This is a genomic window from Spirosoma pomorum (genome assembly GCF_054776615.1).
Genome location: NZ_BAAHBP010000023.1, coordinates 103,171 through 118,626 on the forward strand (window position 1 = coordinate 103,171; position 15,456 = coordinate 118,626).

General features: G+C 49.3%; 13 protein-coding genes. 8 read left to right on the top strand and 5 right to left on the bottom strand.

The window, feature by feature from the left end; translation table 11 throughout:
- The first annotated feature begins 368 nt into the window (after positions 1–368).
- The 6 genes from ACYVAD_RS13170 (at position 369) to ACYVAD_RS13195 (ending at position 7,103) form a co-directional block, all read left to right on the top strand.
- Positions 369–881: a response regulator gene (locus tag ACYVAD_RS13170; RefSeq protein WP_461139961.1), complete on the top strand. Its 513-nt coding sequence runs from the start codon at positions 369–371 to the stop codon at positions 879–881.
- 134 nt (positions 882–1,015) lie between these two features.
- Positions 1,016–2,191, top strand: a complete 1,176-nt coding sequence (locus ACYVAD_RS13175; RefSeq protein ID WP_461139962.1) for a sugar transferase — start codon at positions 1,016–1,018, stop codon at positions 2,189–2,191.
- The gene (locus ACYVAD_RS13180) at positions 2,170–3,156 is read left to right on the top strand and encodes a glycosyltransferase family 2 protein (RefSeq protein WP_461139963.1); all 987 of its coding nucleotides are present in this window, start codon (positions 2,170–2,172) and stop codon (positions 3,154–3,156) included. Before ACYVAD_RS13175 ends, ACYVAD_RS13180 begins: the two co-directional genes overlap by 22 nt.
- 30 nt (positions 3,157–3,186) lie before the next feature.
- Positions 3,187–4,389, top strand: coding sequence for a glycosyltransferase family 2 protein (locus ACYVAD_RS13185; RefSeq protein ID WP_461139964.1), 1,203 nt, complete (start codon positions 3,187–3,189; stop codon positions 4,387–4,389).
- A gap of 11 nt (positions 4,390–4,400) precedes the next feature.
- Positions 4,401–5,873, top strand: coding sequence for an O-antigen ligase family protein (locus ACYVAD_RS13190; RefSeq protein ID WP_461139965.1), 1,473 nt, complete (start codon positions 4,401–4,403; stop codon positions 5,871–5,873).
- A gap of 12 nt (positions 5,874–5,885) precedes the next feature.
- Positions 5,886–7,103, top strand: a complete 1,218-nt coding sequence (locus ACYVAD_RS13195) for a glycosyltransferase (protein ID WP_461139966.1) — start codon at positions 5,886–5,888, stop codon at positions 7,101–7,103.
- An 8-nt stretch (positions 7,104–7,111) separates the two neighbouring features.
- Here ACYVAD_RS13195 and ACYVAD_RS13200 read toward each other — a convergent pair whose 3' ends face one another.
- From ACYVAD_RS13200 to ACYVAD_RS13220, 5 genes are all read right to left on the bottom strand, one after another.
- A complete protein-coding gene (locus tag ACYVAD_RS13200) occupies positions 7,112–7,762 on the bottom strand; it encodes an acyltransferase (protein ID WP_461139967.1) in 651 nt (216 codons plus the stop codon).
- 387 nt (positions 7,763–8,149) lie between these two features.
- On the bottom strand, positions 8,150–9,022 hold the full coding sequence (locus ACYVAD_RS13205) for a glycosyltransferase family 2 protein (RefSeq protein WP_461139968.1): 873 nt from the start codon (positions 9,020–9,022) through the stop codon (positions 8,150–8,152).
- A 129-nt stretch (positions 9,023–9,151) separates the two neighbouring features.
- Positions 9,152–10,024, bottom strand: coding sequence for an alpha-1,2-fucosyltransferase (locus ACYVAD_RS13210; RefSeq protein WP_461139969.1), 873 nt, complete (start codon positions 10,022–10,024; stop codon positions 9,152–9,154).
- Positions 10,021–11,028, bottom strand: coding sequence for a hypothetical protein (locus tag ACYVAD_RS13215; protein WP_461139970.1), 1,008 nt, complete (start codon positions 11,026–11,028; stop codon positions 10,021–10,023). Before ACYVAD_RS13215 ends, ACYVAD_RS13210 begins: the two co-directional genes overlap by 4 nt.
- Before the next feature lie 133 nt (positions 11,029–11,161).
- Positions 11,162–11,914, bottom strand: a complete 753-nt coding sequence (locus ACYVAD_RS13220) for a 4'-phosphopantetheinyl transferase family protein (RefSeq protein WP_461139971.1) — start codon at positions 11,912–11,914, stop codon at positions 11,162–11,164.
- A 129-nt stretch (positions 11,915–12,043) separates the two neighbouring features.
- Here ACYVAD_RS13220 and ACYVAD_RS13225 point away from each other — a divergent pair, with 129 nt between their 5' ends.
- Positions 12,044–13,045 carry a T9SS type B sorting domain-containing protein gene (locus ACYVAD_RS13225; protein ID WP_461139972.1) on the top strand — a complete coding sequence of 334 codons (1,002 nt, stop codon included), beginning with the start codon at positions 12,044–12,046 and terminating at the stop codon, positions 13,043–13,045.
- A gap of 80 nt (positions 13,046–13,125) precedes the next feature.
- Positions 13,126–15,447 carry a T9SS type A sorting domain-containing protein gene (locus ACYVAD_RS13230; protein ID WP_461139973.1) on the top strand — a complete coding sequence of 774 codons (2,322 nt, stop codon included), beginning with the start codon at positions 13,126–13,128 and terminating at the stop codon, positions 15,445–15,447.
- Positions 15,448–15,456: the final 9 nt, after the last annotated feature.

Consider the following 15,456-nt stretch of genomic DNA (forward strand, 5'->3'; position numbering starts at 1 on the left):
TCATTTATTAGTCAAATTGGTTTGTTGTGTATATAAAATCGTATGACTATTTTAATTATTGCTATGAATAAATAAGGTTAATTTGTTTTTAATTTTTCATTTTACACGGTGATCATAAGGTATAGTAATAGAAATTATAATCTTATAGAAAAAATTAATAAAAACGTATTTATCTGTAAATTAGATACTTGATAACATATGAAACTCGTACTGTAGTAAAATTGGCTTGGCTTTTCTGGGTTGAACACGGTCCGCTCTGCAAAAAGAGTGCCATTAGTTTTTACAAAAAGGGGAGTAACCGAATGATTATCCAGTAGTCTAAAATTCAGATTGATGCTAGTTAAGAGATTACTAAACGCTTTTAAATAATGAATTCGAAACGTCACCTACTTATAGTGGACGGTAGCCCATACGTAGCTGGGATTCTTCTTCAAACACTGAAAAAGGATTTTGACGTAACGGTTGCCACTAACGGACAGGAGGCCGCTCAATTGCTCACCCAAGGAAACCGCTTTGACTGCGTGCTAACCGACTTAGACCTAGACGTATTCAATGGTTTTGATCTGATTAAGTTCATCCGGTCTAACCGGTTGCTTTGTCAGACTCCTATCGTTGTGCTGTCTGCTAAATCCGATAGCAATACCCGTATCCAATGCTTGGAATTGGGCGTTGATAACTTTATCCCCAAGCCATTTAACCCTACTGAAGTAAAGGTACGGCTTCTGGCAACCGTACGCCGGTCCGATATGCCGGTTGCAGAAGAATTACCTGAACGACCAGTTTCGGCCCGATTATTGCCCGAGGTTGAATCGTTTTGGCAAAACAAATCACGCATTCTATTTATGGTACTTAAAGGGTACTCGTTAGGGCAGAGTGCCTAATAACTACAATGAATGGGGCAAATCAGTCTTGGTTTAGCCTATTATTATTCAATAGACACCCAAATAGTTGCAAAATGCGTGCCAATGAGTTGTACCAAAGCGGAGCTAGAAAAAGCGTAAACCTGCCTAGTTTTGTGAACGATACTCCCGCATTTTGTATCCTGCTTGTAGAGAAAGACACCTTAATCGCTGGCCGGTTCAGTGCGCTCGTTCCAAGCGATACCTCTGTAGTACGCTTCAACAACGTAAAAGACGCTGGTCGATGGCTGAGTGATACCAAACAGGTAGACCTTATCATTGTCGAAGAAAATGCCTTCAATGTGCTGCTACCTAAAGTACGCAGCAATTCTACCTGGCAGCATGTTCCTGTACTGGTAGCTTGCTTCTCCCTTAACAAACAGCTGATTGCGGCTGCCATCAAAGCACGGGTTACTGACTTGCTGGTGCTTACCGAGAATGATCAGGACATCCGCGTTACCATCAACAACTATCTGGATTTAAACAAGCGCGTACTTTCGGCACCGCCTGCGTTGAAACATTCAGCAGCTGTCGTCTTTACGATGCCTCTCTGGAAACGCTCAATTGATGTGGCCGTTTCATTAACGGCGCTGCTTCTTGCCTCGCCAATCATGATTCTGGCGGCTATTTTTATTAAACTGGATTCCAAAGGCCCGATCCTGTATAAATCAGTACGTATCGGGGCTAACTATAAAGAAATCAGCATGTACAAGTTTCGCACGATGAAGGTGCAGGCTGACAAGCTGATTTCGCAGATGAGCGATCAGAATATTTACGCCAAACGGCCTGCTCAGGAAGTAGCGGATGAAGACACACGTTGCGACGATTGCAAGCTGAAAGGAGTGCTTTGCCAGCAACCACTGTTTGACAAGGATAAAGCCATCTGTGAGAAAGTTTACCAGGCTAAACTTGACGATAATGCCAAGTTCATGAAGTTTCGGAACGACCCACGGATTACTCGCCTGGGTGGATTCCTGCGGAATAGCAGCATTGACGAACTACCTCAGTTGTTCAATATCTTCTTCGGTGATATGTCGCTGGTGGGCAACCGGCCGTTACCCCCTTACGAAGCTGAGCAATTGACTACCAGTCAGGCTGCCGAGCGTTTTGCGGGACCTGCTGGGCTAACGGGACTGTGGCAGGTTAAGAAACGGGCCAAAGGAAAAGGACCCGTGTCGGATGAAGAGCGGATTGCGCTCGATATCGAATACGCCAGAACCTTCTCCTTCAAAACAGATATGTACATTATCTGGAACACAATCTTTAGTGTATGGCAAAAGGAGAACGTGTAGCCGAAGTAGATCGACCGGCTGGCGCTCCGGTGTCCAATACCTCAATGGTCGACAGTCCGGTGTGTAATGCGCCCGCCCTGGTGTCGATTGTTACGATCAACTATAATCAGGCTGAAGTTACCCGTCAATTTCTGGAGTCAAGTCGAGCCCTGACGTATGCAGAGGTCGAAATTATTGTTGTCGACAATGCGTCGGAACCCGCGCTGCATACCTGCATCGATCCTGATCAGTATGATAATCTGCATCTGATTCGCAGTGAACGTAATCTGGGATTCACGGGGGGGAATAATCTGGGAATCGAAGCCGCAAAAGGCGATTTTATCTTCATTGTCAATAATGATACTGAGCTGACGCCGACTCTGCTCGACAAGTTACTGGAGCCCTTTCAGCTGGATCCGCGTATTGGCGTTACCTGTCCCAAAATCAAGTTCTACGATTCGCCGGATGTACTCCAGTATGCTGGCTACAATTCGATGAATATGTATACCGGAACGGCAACGCCGGTTGGTCTGAATCAGCCGGATACCGGACAATATGATAACCCTGGGGTGACGAACTTCGCACACGGCTGTGCCATGATGGTTCGCCGGGAAGTGATCAACCAGGTGGGCCGTTTTGCCGAGCGGTTTTTTCTGTATTACGAAGAGCTAGACTGGTCGCAACGGATAAAAGACGCAGGCTACCTAATTTATTATCAACCTTCGGCCTACATTTTGCACAAAGAATCTGTGTCTGTCGGCCCCCAGAATCCGATGAAGACGTATTATCTGACCCGGAACCGGATTCTGTACATGCGACGACACTGTTCACCCACGCAGCGTCTGATTTTTTATCTATTTTTTGCGGGCTGCGTTTTCCCAAAGCATATGGCTTCGTATCTGCTCCAGGGAAAGTTGACGCATGCTCGCGCATTTGCAAAAGGCGTCTTCTGGAATTTTACGTCGACGAGTACGTCGACGGTATAATTCCCGATAGGCGGATAACGTATTGACTCCGTGTACTATCTGATTGGTTTTTTATTTTTTCTGCTGAGCTTTCTCGTCTTATACACGTATCTGGGCTACGGCCTTGTTGCCTGGTTTCTGGTCAAACTGCTGCGAAAAAAGGGGCCAGCACACCAGTCAATTCTTTCCGACGATTCGCTGCCGCACGTCACAATGGTTGTGCCCGCGTATAACGAACGGGCTTACCTGGCTGAAAAGCTTCAGAACTGTCTAGATCAGGACTATCCGGCCGAGAAGCTTCATTTGCTGTTCGTTATTGAAGGATCGACGGATGGATCGGAAGAATACCTTCGGCAGCGTCAGGCGGAGTTACCAGGCCTGCAAATGCTCTCGGGAACGCAGCGGCTGGGGAAAGTGTCGGCTATGAACCGGGCCATGCAGCAGGTAGCAACCCCCATCACCATTTTTACGGATGCCAACACGCAGCTAAACGAGGAAGCCGTCCGGCGACTGGCCCGACGTTTTGATGATAAAGCCGTTGGCGCTGTGACGGGCGAAAAACGCATTAGTCTACAAGGCAAAGAATCGGCGGCCGGAAGTGGCGAAGGGTTGTACTGGAAATATGAGTCGTTTCTGAAAAAACTGGATGCCAAGCTCCATACCATTGTAGGAGCTGCCGGTGAATTGTTTGCGGTACGTACGGATTTATACGAACCCGTTGAACCAGATACGCTACTCGACGATTTTATTATCTCATTACGTATTGCCGGTCGGGGGTATCGAGTTGATTACGCACCGGATGCCTATGCGCTGGAACGTCCTTCGCACTCGGTGGCGGAGGAAACCAAGCGCAAAGTCCGCATCGCGACGGGGGGCTTTCAGTCGATGCAACGATTGGCATACCTATTGAACATCGTTAAATATGGCTGGCTAAGTTTTCAGTACGTATCGCACCGGGTACTACGGTGGGCAGTTACGCCGTTCTGTTTACCACTGCTGGTCTTGCTGAATCTAATCATGGTCACCCAACCCGTCGAGGAAGCTGGATTGTGGTGGGCATTGTTAGTTGGTCAGGTGCTGTTCTACGGCGCTGCATACGTGGGGTACATACTGGAAAGCCGGCAGACGCGCTGGAAACTGACGTTCGTACCATTTTACTTCGTGTTTATGAACGGATGCGTGCTGGCTGGTTTTGTTCGTTTTAACCGGGGGAATATATCGGGAGTCTGGGAAAAATCCCGGCGTGCTGACTGAGGCTCTAACTTATGGATGTATTTGATCGGGATACATATAGTCTTGATGAGCCCCGCCTGAGTGGCTGGGTGCTTGGCGGGATTGGAATCGTACTGGCCTTAGCGTCCGGGTGGCTGATCGGTAACTTTGGCGCCCTGGGAGGAGTCGTTACGATTGGTGGACCCGTCGCTCTGATTATACTGATGGGAATACTGATCGAGCCTAAAATAGGCTTGTTTGTTTTTATCACCCTGGGTTTTGCTCTGGGTTTTACCCGCTTTATTCCAACGGAGGCCCCATTAGGGCTAGCGCTGGACGCTTTGCTATGGATGACGTTATTGAGCGTTTTTCTGAATGGCAAGCGAATGGTCTGGAAGCGGCTGAATAGTCCAATCTTCTATCTGCTGCTGACCTGGTTTTTTTATACGGTGCTAGAGTACTTCAATCCCGAAGTGCCCAATCATGAAGCCTGGTTTTATAAGGTACGCTCGTTCTCGGTGAACTGGCTACTAGTGACTATCATTGTTCTGGTTCTACCCATATCCCGACGGGAAATCCGCTGGCTGTTAGGACTCTGGCTCTTCTGGTCGTTCATGAGCGCGCTCTGGGCGTTCAAGCAGCAATACCTTGGTCTGGCCGATGCCGAAGCCCACTGGCTGTTTGCGCTGGGCAACGCCAAAACGCACGTGCTCTGGGGACAGTTGCGTAGCTTTTCGTTCTACAGCGATGCCTCGCAATTCGGGGGGGAAATGGCCGGCGTAACGCTGATTTGTCTGATATTCATGATGTCATTCAAAAATTGGTGGAGTAAGCTCTTCTTTCTTGTACTGGCCCTTGTTTTTTTCTGGGGATTCGCCGTATCAGGGACCCGTAGCGCTTTGTTTGTCGTGCTCGGAGGTTTTCCGACGTATCTGGTTCTCCGGCGTAATTCGGCAACGCTTATCAAAGGTGCTCTTGTTGCCGCGCCAATAATGGCTATTCTGCTGTTCACGCACATTGGTGACTCGGTCTACCAGATTTACCGGATTCGTACGGCGTTACGTCCATCGGAGGATGCATCGTTCATGGTGCGGATGGAAAATCAGGCGCGTCTACGGAATTACATGAAAGATCTACCTTTTGGGGCTGGCTTAGGGACATCGGGCGGTATGGGAGCGCGTTTCTCCCCCAACCACGGCGCTGCTCAGATTCCCCCCGACAGTTGGTACGTAGAACTCTGGATTGAAACCGGAATCGTCGGTATGGTGCTGTATATACTGATGCTTCTGGCTATTATTGGGCTCGGAACGCTGAAAGTATGGCAGCTTAAAGACCCCTGGCTGACAACGATTATGCTGGCTATACTCGCAGAGTTCGTGGGTATATCGGTGATGAGTTACTCGAACCCGACACTAGGTCAGTTCCCGACCAGCACGATGCTGGCCATTAATGCGGTTCTGTTTACTACGTGCTATCGTTGGGATATGGCTCCTGGTCAGGTAGAAGACGAAGAATCGGGGCGATAAGAAAAAGAGTCCATGGAAAATTTTGACTGCATTATCTGCGTAGGGCAGACTGCCTGGGAAGGTGACTTCCAGAAGGCAGTTGTACAACTCATGACGGAGCTGTCTGTACGGCATCGGGTCCTTTACGTCGATTACCAGTATACGCTGAAGGATTATGCCATGCATCTGCTGGGTAGACGACCACTTCCCGGCCGAACGTTGTCGAGATCCCAGCCGCTGATAACGAAAAAAATGGCGAATGGGGGAGAGGTTTATGTCTGGACACCGCCCGTCATGTTGCCGATCAACTGGCTATCAGCCTCGCCTTACGATACGCTGTTAAAACAGAACGTAGGGCGGCTAACGCGTCAATTACGGGAGGTAATGCACAGTCTGGGTATGCGACGTCCGCTGGTGATCAATGGGATGAACCCGGTCTTTGGCTTACCCATGCTGGGCAAACTCAACGAATGGGCTACCATCTATTATTGTTTTGACGAAATAACGATCGGGCGTTGGATGGGGCGACACGGTGGCCGCTACGAGATAGATTATTTGCGCCGGGTTGATGCCGTAGTAACAACCTCAACAGCACTGCTTCAGACGAAGTCACGGATTCAACCCAACGCTTTCTGCGTTAAGAATGGCGTCAATTTCGAGTTGTTTAACCAGGCGAACCAGATGCTCGAAAAAAAGCCGAGCGTGAAGCCAATCGTGGGCTATCTAGGGACGGCCGATGACCGAATCGATTTACCTTTAGTTGAGCATTGCGTACGCACGATGCCCGACGTTCTGTTTCAATTTGTGGGTGAGGTTCACGAGCCTACTCTTAAACAGCAGCTGTCGGCTTACCCCAATGTTACGTTTACCCCGCCCCACCAGCCGCACGCGCTTCCTCCTTTACTAGCTCGCATGAAGGCGGCTATAATTCCCTATGTGCGTAACGATCACACCTACACTATTTATCCGTTAAAAATAAACGAGTATCTGGCAGCCGGATTACCAGTGGTATCAACACCATTTGCTATTCTGGACGATTTTCAGGGAGTGATTGAGCTGGCTAAAGAACCAGAAGAGTTCGCGCAGGCACTTCAACGGGCGTTGGCTGACGATGATCCGCAGCGTCGGGAAGATCGGGTGGCTACGGCAAAAAATAACTCCTGGGCACACCGGGCGCAGGAGTTTGAAGAAGTAATTGACACACTTGGTAAAAAGCGTCGACCAGCCAAACAGATAAGCCGGAACGCTTAACTGCCGGCTTATTTAATTGAATCAGCTTCGATCGAACTTGTCGAGCTGGTACTAATCCACTGATTCATTGTTTCGTCATAATATTTGAGGACTCGCGCTGGGTTTCCGCCGACAACGGAGTAAGGCTGCACATCACGCGTAACGACACTTCCGCCCGCAACGACCGAGTGGCGGCCTATCCGAACACCCGCCGTTATCGTTACGTTGGCGCCTATCCAGCAGTCATCTTCGATGACAATCTGCTTCCGGCTAACCGGCTGCTTCCGGATGAGCGTATCGTTAATCTGATAGCCATGATTTAAGCCGGAGATAACGACGTGCTGAGCAATGATCACGTCGGAGCCGATACTGACAGGGCCAATCACCACAGAACCTATTCCGATCAAACTATCGCTGCCAATCTGCACGTCACCTACGCCGTTGTTGATTACGCAGAAGTCTTCAATGGCACTACGGGCGCCAATGGAAAAATCGTTGAAGGGCAATACATCGAGTCTAGCCGAGGATCTGACAGCGGCCGACTGATGCCGTTTATGAATAAAAGGATTAAGGAACCAATTGACCCAACGCCGGGGGCGAGCCTGATTCTGAGGAATGAGCAAGTGATGCACAAAACGTTTCAGAGATGGATTCGCGTTGAGGTAAGCAGTTACTCTCATAGTCGTGAGTCAGTGGTGAGCGTAGGTAAATAACACGGCTGTAGTGAGCAATGTTATCGTTTATACGCTGCCTTACGGCCGTCGTCACATAAATGGAAGAGTATAACTGGTATTATATAAGTTTTTTTACTTAAAAGACAGTAAGTAGAATTAGGTAGATGAGTTAGCCTGGTTTTTTCGGTTACTAATCAGTTCTTTATCTGTAAAAAAGTAATAAAAATAGAGCAGCAAGTCCTCGTTCTGATGGATGAGTTACATATGAAAAAAAGACGTTTTTGTCAGAAATCTATCCGCACGGCAAGGCTTGCTCAACTGATTGGTGGTAGGCACTAGCCAAATCAATCGAGCAAACCTTGCCGAGAAAATAGGGTTTAGAGACGCAGACAACTAGTCCGCGGAAGTTTTGGTGTCGTGGGGAGCTAGCGGAGTTAAATACGAGAAAGCCCGACGAAATTCTTTCTTGGCCCGTTTACGTATGGCCTGCCACAAAGTACCGTCTTTTGCCAACGTTCGGGTACCAGTCCAGACGCGTGCCGATGAGATCTTCATCTGACGCACTTTCCCATAGGGCATCATATCGAAGCAGAGTCGACCATCTTCTCCCCATGTTCGGTTATGCATCATGTAACCTGCTTTCAGGCCCGCTTCCCGGACATAACCCATGCTGATGCCGTATGCATTGAGGTAAGGGCGCTTGTAATGCCGGAACTCCGCGATGACGTCCTTCATCGTTTCGTGCATCGTTAACTGCCAGCGCGGAATCTGGGGAGTAGCGATAAAAGAATACCGACCATATACGCAAACTACACCCGGCCGCTGCAGGACGTTCATCATTTCGTCCAGCCAGTTGGTTGGATAGAAACAATCCGCATCCGCCAGCAGCATATATTTTCCATGGGCCATCTCCTGGCCCATCTGCCGGGCCGGGCCACATCCCTGAATTGGCTGGAAAAATTTACGGATATGTAATCGATCCAGCGTTTCCTGCGTCCGATCGGTGGAGTTGTTATTAACAGCTACGATCTCAAACGGAATCGTCGTCTTCAACTTTGACAACGTACTGATGCAGCGAAGAACGTTAATCTCTTCGTTGTAGGAAATGACCATAATCGACACCAACGGTTGTTGGCTGATCTTCTGATCCAGCCGTTCGTTGATCTCGTCGAAAATAGATTGGGGGATAGCGTCAATGGACGTAAACGCCAGTTCGTGCTGCTGTAGCCAACCAGGATTAGCAAGTATGTTTTTAAGAGGAGCCATAAACAAAAAAGGCGTGAATAGTGACTATAGGAGCCCAGGCGAAAACATGTTGCTTAATGAAATTGCCCGGGCTACAAAGGATCAGTCTACAACTTCCTTTTAGAATGTAAAATAGCTATTTGGTAACACTCACATACGAATCCATGTCGCTGGAATAAGGTCGATTGTGTTCCAATCTGGTTTATTTCGGAACCAGGATTGGGGGGCCAGCACCGTTTTGGCCGGATCCGGATTCAACCAGGCGCCCCACCAACTGAATGAGCTGTTCGCAATAATATGATGCCGACACTGGCTCATAAGCTGTAAATCATCCACATCAGCATCTGGACCAGTGTTTTTGACGAACGTGTGCGCCGTCGTCAGATTTAGGTTTTCCTGGACCCAGGCCGGATCGTCGCTAAAGACAAAAAAATGTCCGTCTGGATACTGATCCAACATCTTTTCCGTGGCCCGGCGATAATAGTCGAGACCGACGAAGCCAAAAGACTGACTGAACTCCGGGTGATTTACGTAGTCTCCCCGCCGAATGTGCAAAGAAATTGGCGTTCGGGTTTGGGCAATCGACGCCTGATAGCCCTCGAAGGCGGGACCGGGAGTCCGTTTAAAGGTCAACTCCTGACGAATCGTGTCTGCATGCTCGGCAAAGTACTTCTCCGACTGCCAGAAGCCATCCAGCGTAATAAACCGGGATTGCGTCTGACTTACCAATGGGTTATAATGAAACTGTTGCTCCTGAACAAAAGCGAAAACAGGCTTCAGACTCCGATTGGGTAATAAGCGGGTGAACTTTGATACGTATAAATAAGGGGACGTATTCAGTACCTGATAATCAATCGAAAAACGATCCAGCTTAAAGGCTCTTGCCGTATCCGTTTCGTACGTCTGTAAATAATAACTTAGGTCGAAATAGAGGGCCGTACCGTACCGTAACGACAAGCTCCGTCCGAGTGCATACTGAAAGAGCTGATTGCCCAGACCACTCGTGATTCGGGTAATAATCATACTTCGGAAGAAGTTACGGGCGAATAGTCAGACGGCGTGGCTGGGGGATTGGCATAATGCTGTGCCAGATACGGCATAATCTCGTCGCGGGTGCTGGCGTGTAGAATGGTCGCACCGGACAAGGCCGGGAAAATGGTGGTATATTCGTTGAACGGATGCTCCATGCCACCCGAGGGGTGAGAAAGGACTATATTAATCCCACCAAAGTAACTAGCTAGTGCGGCTGTTCCGCCATGCATCGAAATAAACCGATCGCAGTTAGCGTATACGAGCAATTGCAGGTGGTTGAAATTCGTGACCCGGTCCCGGTACTGATCATGTAGATCATGCATGAGCAGTACATCGGGATGACGCTCCCGCAGCCAGGCATGCTCATTCAGATCCATGATTTCACTGTTGTCCAGAACAATCTGCGACGAAAGAGGACGATTATAAACGATCTGATACTGGTCCTTGTAGGTAGAAATGATCGCGTCCAGCGTCGGGATGTCCAGAAAGTTGATGGGAGGGCGATCCCATTCGATATTGTATTTATTGGCAATGATCAACAACGGTTTGTTATACACAAACCAATCATTCTTGTAATGGCTTTTCAGCGGTACTCGCGCCCACTTGCTATAGTCAAACGTAGGGCTGTGTGTCATATTAGGCACGTCGTAATAATCGTAACCCGCCTGCCAGACTCGCTTCGGGTACTTTTCGACGTGATCCTGACTGAAGAAATAAAAGGGTTGAGTATCCGAGCAGGAAATGGTCTGGCGGAGGGTCCCGTTCAGGTGATGCCAGTACGCAAAAGGTAATACGTAACGTAGCTCCTGATCAAACTCACCGTGATAATCAATGACTTTATAGGGCTTCCGGCTGATGTAGTCGTCGGTCAGAAAGCGAAGCTGATTAAGGCGACTAAAATAATTATCCCGCACAAAGTACCGCAGATCGCGACGGATGCGGGGGTACTTTAAAGCGGCTACGACGTAAAGAGATTTCAGCAAGAAACGCTGCATGGGCAAACAAACAGGAAAATGGAAACAAAACGCAACGAATACGTTGTCGGGACCAATTATCCTATTTGACCCAATCAGATAAGGTAGGTCACCAGTTTTGTTTACTAAAATGAGTGTTCGTAAACTTTTTGCGCTACTGAGCGGATAGCCAGGATGCGGAAAGGGTGTAAAACTGAACAGGAGCCGTTGTTGTCTGGTAGGCAAGGCCCGCTGGATAATCGGGCGCTACGTCGAAACTGGATATACTCCAGGGACCCGGCTCGCCGAGTAGGGACAAGTCGACGTGATGATGACCATCCAGGGCGGGGATGTCAGCCAGTGCGTCACTAATGCCCTGGCCGGTCGCTTTGATTAGCGCTTCTTTACGGGTCCAGAGTCGAAAAAAAGTCGCTCGTGGGTCGACAGCCTTGTCCAGCGAATGCTGCTCCGTCGGGCTGAAACTAAGAGTCGCTATGTCCTTAAATGTCAGTTCGGTTGCCGCATTCTCCAGATCAACGCCTACCGCTGATGGGCTGATTGCCAGCAACGACCAATCTCCCGAATGAGCCACGTTGACGTGCTTACCCAGCTCGGGAGGAAGCATGGGTTTACCATGCTGGCCAATGTGTAGGGGAATAGATGTTGGCTGCAACTGGCTATAGCGAGCAATTAATAAACGCAAAATCGCGCGGGTATAGGCAAATCGACGTCGGTCGTTGGGACGATGGTAGCGCTGAGAGCGGTCATATTCATCGGGCTGTAACTGAGCTAATAAGAACGAATCGGAAGCGACGAAGTCGGGCAAATAACACCGAAAAACGGCTAGTTCACTCGTTGACCAATCGAGCTTTTCGGGTAACCAGTTAACCTGAGTATGAATAAAACAGTTTATCGTCGTTTGGGTCATGGAAGAATTAACTTAGTACACAAAACTATTGGATTAGTAATCAAGAGCAAACGATAAGTTACTTCAAGTGAGGATACCAGATACTTTCAGCGTGACGAATTGGGAGATATGGCGTCCAAACAATCAATTATGACAACGCTGTTTCGCAAATTATCCCAGAACGAGTCCTGGCTTTGGAACAGATTGTTGACTGTAAGTTGGTTAGGATGCCTGTTGCTCTTCATAATACAACAAAGCGCAATAGGTCAACAATGTACTGGTGTTTCTGGTGAACCGCCTATAAATCAGTCATTCGGTACCCTGAGTGGTGGTAATCCGCTGGTTGACGAAACAACGTATCGACTCGCGACGTCGGCCTGTCCGGAAAACGGTGAATACGGTATCATGCCGAGCATAACCGGAAACTGCTTTGACAATGCCTGGCACAACATTTCGGAGGACCACACCCCTGGCGATGTGCGGGGAAATATGCTCGTGATCAATGCAGCTGATGAGAAAGGGGCTTTCTATCAGCAAATCTTAACGGGGCTGTGCGGAGGAACCCAGTACGAATTCTCGCTCTGGGGAGTCAATCTACTCAAACCAGGAATCTGCACTGATTACGCGCTACCCAACCTGACGATTCAAATTGAAACCCGGAGCGGGCAGGTGCTGCAAACAATCAACTTTGGGTCTATCGACGTAACCGCGACGCCGGTCTGGCGCCGATTTTCTACTACGTTTGCGGCCCCTAAGGTAGCTGAACCTGTTGTCGTACGATTGATCAACAACCAGGGAGCGGGTGGCTGTGGCAATGACCTGGCCTTGGATGATATTCAGTTGAGGCAGTGCGATGTATGTCCACCCGAACCAGCTTACGTTCCTGATGTATTTACGCCCAACGGCGACGGGGTCAACGACCAGCTAGGGGTTTATCTACAGAACGCCGTTTCGTTTTCCATGAGCATTTTTAACCGATGGGGTACCCCCGTTTTTTATAGCGACAAACTGACGCAACAGTGGGATGGCAAGCTAGCCGGGAGTCCCTGCGAATCGGGGAACTACACTTGGGTTGTCAAGTACGAGGTTCCTAGTTCAGAAAATACAGTTCGACAATACGTACAAGAAGGGCGGGTATTACTACTACGTTAGGGCTATTTCCATAAGCAGATAGTACTGGAGAGAAGGGTGAGGAAGTGAAAAACAGTATGATCTGAACAGATATGATACTCATGAAGAGCTTACTAACGACGTTGGTCGTGTGTGCTGGCATATTTTACCTCATCGGTCCTGCCGAAACGCATACGCTGCTGGTCGACACCAATCAGCAGCAAACGGCGGGAAAGATTCCGATCGAGGCCAAACGCTGGTACCAGCTAAATAACGTAACCAGCGGGTTAGAGGGGCTCTTTGATGGTAATACGCAGGAGGCCGTTAATACGGGCTGGAATAAGTTAGTAGCCAATTACGATGCGTATTACCCCTTGCTGGATGGTGAACAAATGACCATCGAACGAATCCGGATGTATGACGGACAGGGCGAAAATAAAGACGAACCCCTAACGCTCTATATCATCAACGACCGGTGGCAGCGAATACCCATTGCCCGCTTTATAGGTGATCGCTATAACAACTGGGTAGGGCCTGATCCCAAAGACCTGGATAACTTTAATCTGAAAACTCCCATCACCGGTGCCCGCTACCTGGTGCTGAATACGTCCGGTGCTTATCCCAACGAACTAGAGTTATACGGGACCTATCAGGCGGGAGCAGCGCCTACGGCTACACCCGTACGAAAGACGCCTTTTCGGCAGATGGTAGGCGTGAACGCTTTTGAGTGGAACCTGGAAGAGAGTAACGCACCCTGGAAAATCGATGAAAGTCGGATGCCTGCGGTCAAAACGTTTTCGGCCATTCGCCACTACATGGATTGGGAAAAGCTGGAATCTGAGCCGGGCCAGTATACATTTAATCCCACCGGAGCGGGGAGCTGGAATTATGACGCTTTCTATGAGCGCTGTAAAACCGAAGGCATTACGGTGTTATCCTGTCTAAAAACCATTCCCAAATGGATGGAAAATACGTATCCAGTAGGGGAGCGGGACAACGAAAACGTGCCAGCACCGTATGGGCGTAACTTATCCAAACCCGCGTCGTACATTGAACAGGCCCGGGTGGGTTTTCAGTTTGCGGCCCGGTATGGGTATAATCAGCGGGTTGATCCAGCCCTGGTGAAGGTTAGCTCGACGAAAACATGGGCCGGGATTAACACCAAAAAGATCGGGCTTGGATTGATTCGCTACATTGAGTGCGAAAACGAACGGGATAAAACCTGGAAAGGACGTAAAGCGTATCAGACCGCCCGCGAATATGCCGCTAACTTGTCGGCGTTTTATGATGGACACAAAAACACGCTTGGGCCGGGCGTCGGCGTAAAGAACGCGGATCCATCCATGCAGGTCGTAATTGGCGGGCTGGCAGCCTCCTCAACCGACTATGTGCGGGGAATGATCGACTGGTGCCGGGAATTTCGCGGTTTAAAACCCGATGGACAAGTTGATCTATGCTGGGATGTTATGAATCAACATTTGTATGCTAATGATGCGCGCTCGTCGCAGGGGGGCGGCTCGTCGCGGGGGGCAGCACCGGAAGTATCAGGCGTTGGCAAACAGGCAAAAGCGTTCGTGACACTGGCGCATCAGGCTGCGCAGGATATGCCGGTCTGGATTACGGAAGCCGGTTACGACCTGAACCAGGGTAGCCCCTTGAAAGCAATTGCTGTTGGCAATAAGAGCGTACAGGAAACCCAGGCGGACTGGATTTTGCGAACGGCACTGTTGTACGCCCGGGTCGGAATCGAACGGCTGTTTTTTTATCAGCTGTACGACGATAATCCTGCTAATCCAACCCAGTTCTCGTCCATGGGACTGATCAACAGTGATAAAACACGTAAGCCAGCTGCTGACTATCTGTATCAGGTACGAAATCTGCTCGGCGATTATCGATACCAGGAAACCTTACCAACGGAGCGGACGACCGGGGCTGTTGTGGACCGATACGAGCTGTCAGGAAAGTCGGCTTATGTGCTGGTCGTTCCTGACGAACGTAACCGGACCATCACGTATAATCTGACCATACCGAGGGGAGATACCGTGCGGATCTGTACGCCCAAAATGGGCAGTGAGACCATGACGCAGGAAACGCGGGTAAGTACTACAGGCGTAATTCCGCTGACTATAACTGAAAAGCCGATTTTCGTCCTGCCCGGATCAGGGGAGGGAACAACCGACAGTGGTCTGGCCTCCGTTCAGATTTTTCCGAATCCGACGGTTGGTTACGTTGATATCGCTCTGGAAAATGGTGTTTTTACGCCGGTTAGCATTATTGTTGTGGATAGTAAAGGCAGCAAGCAAAGTGATCCTATCCGATTTGCCAAGCCCGCTCGTCAGTTCCGCGAGCGACTGGATTTAAGTGATCTGCCCGGTGGTGTCTACCTGCTCGATATACGGCAGGATCAACACCGAACCGTGAAGAAAGTTATCAGAACGAATTAAGAAAGCCGT

Coding starts and splice junctions, on each gene's coding strand:
- ACYVAD_RS13190 (WP_461139965.1), top strand. CDS start 4,401: ATGGATGTATTTGATCGGGATACATATAGTCTTGATGAGCCCCGCCTG.
- ACYVAD_RS13210 (WP_461139969.1), bottom strand. CDS start 10,024: ATGATTATTACCCGAATCACGAGTGGTCTGGGCAATCAGCTCTTTCAG.
- ACYVAD_RS13220 (WP_461139971.1), bottom strand. CDS start 11,914: ATGACCCAAACGACGATAAACTGTTTTATTCATACTCAGGTTAACTGG.
- ACYVAD_RS13205 (WP_461139968.1), bottom strand. CDS start 9,022: ATGGCTCCTCTTAAAAACATACTTGCTAATCCTGGTTGGCTACAGCAG.
- ACYVAD_RS13225 (WP_461139972.1), top strand. CDS start 12,044: ATGACAACGCTGTTTCGCAAATTATCCCAGAACGAGTCCTGGCTTTGG.
- ACYVAD_RS13180 (WP_461139963.1), top strand. CDS start 2,170: ATGGCAAAAGGAGAACGTGTAGCCGAAGTAGATCGACCGGCTGGCGCT.
- ACYVAD_RS13195 (WP_461139966.1), top strand. CDS start 5,886: ATGGAAAATTTTGACTGCATTATCTGCGTAGGGCAGACTGCCTGGGAA.
- ACYVAD_RS13170 (WP_461139961.1), top strand. CDS start 369: ATGAATTCGAAACGTCACCTACTTATAGTGGACGGTAGCCCATACGTA.
- ACYVAD_RS13215 (WP_461139970.1), bottom strand. CDS start 11,028: ATGCAGCGTTTCTTGCTGAAATCTCTTTACGTCGTAGCCGCTTTAAAG.
- ACYVAD_RS13200 (WP_461139967.1), bottom strand. CDS start 7,762: ATGAGAGTAACTGCTTACCTCAACGCGAATCCATCTCTGAAACGTTTT.
- ACYVAD_RS13230 (WP_461139973.1), top strand. CDS start 13,126: ATGAAGAGCTTACTAACGACGTTGGTCGTGTGTGCTGGCATATTTTAC.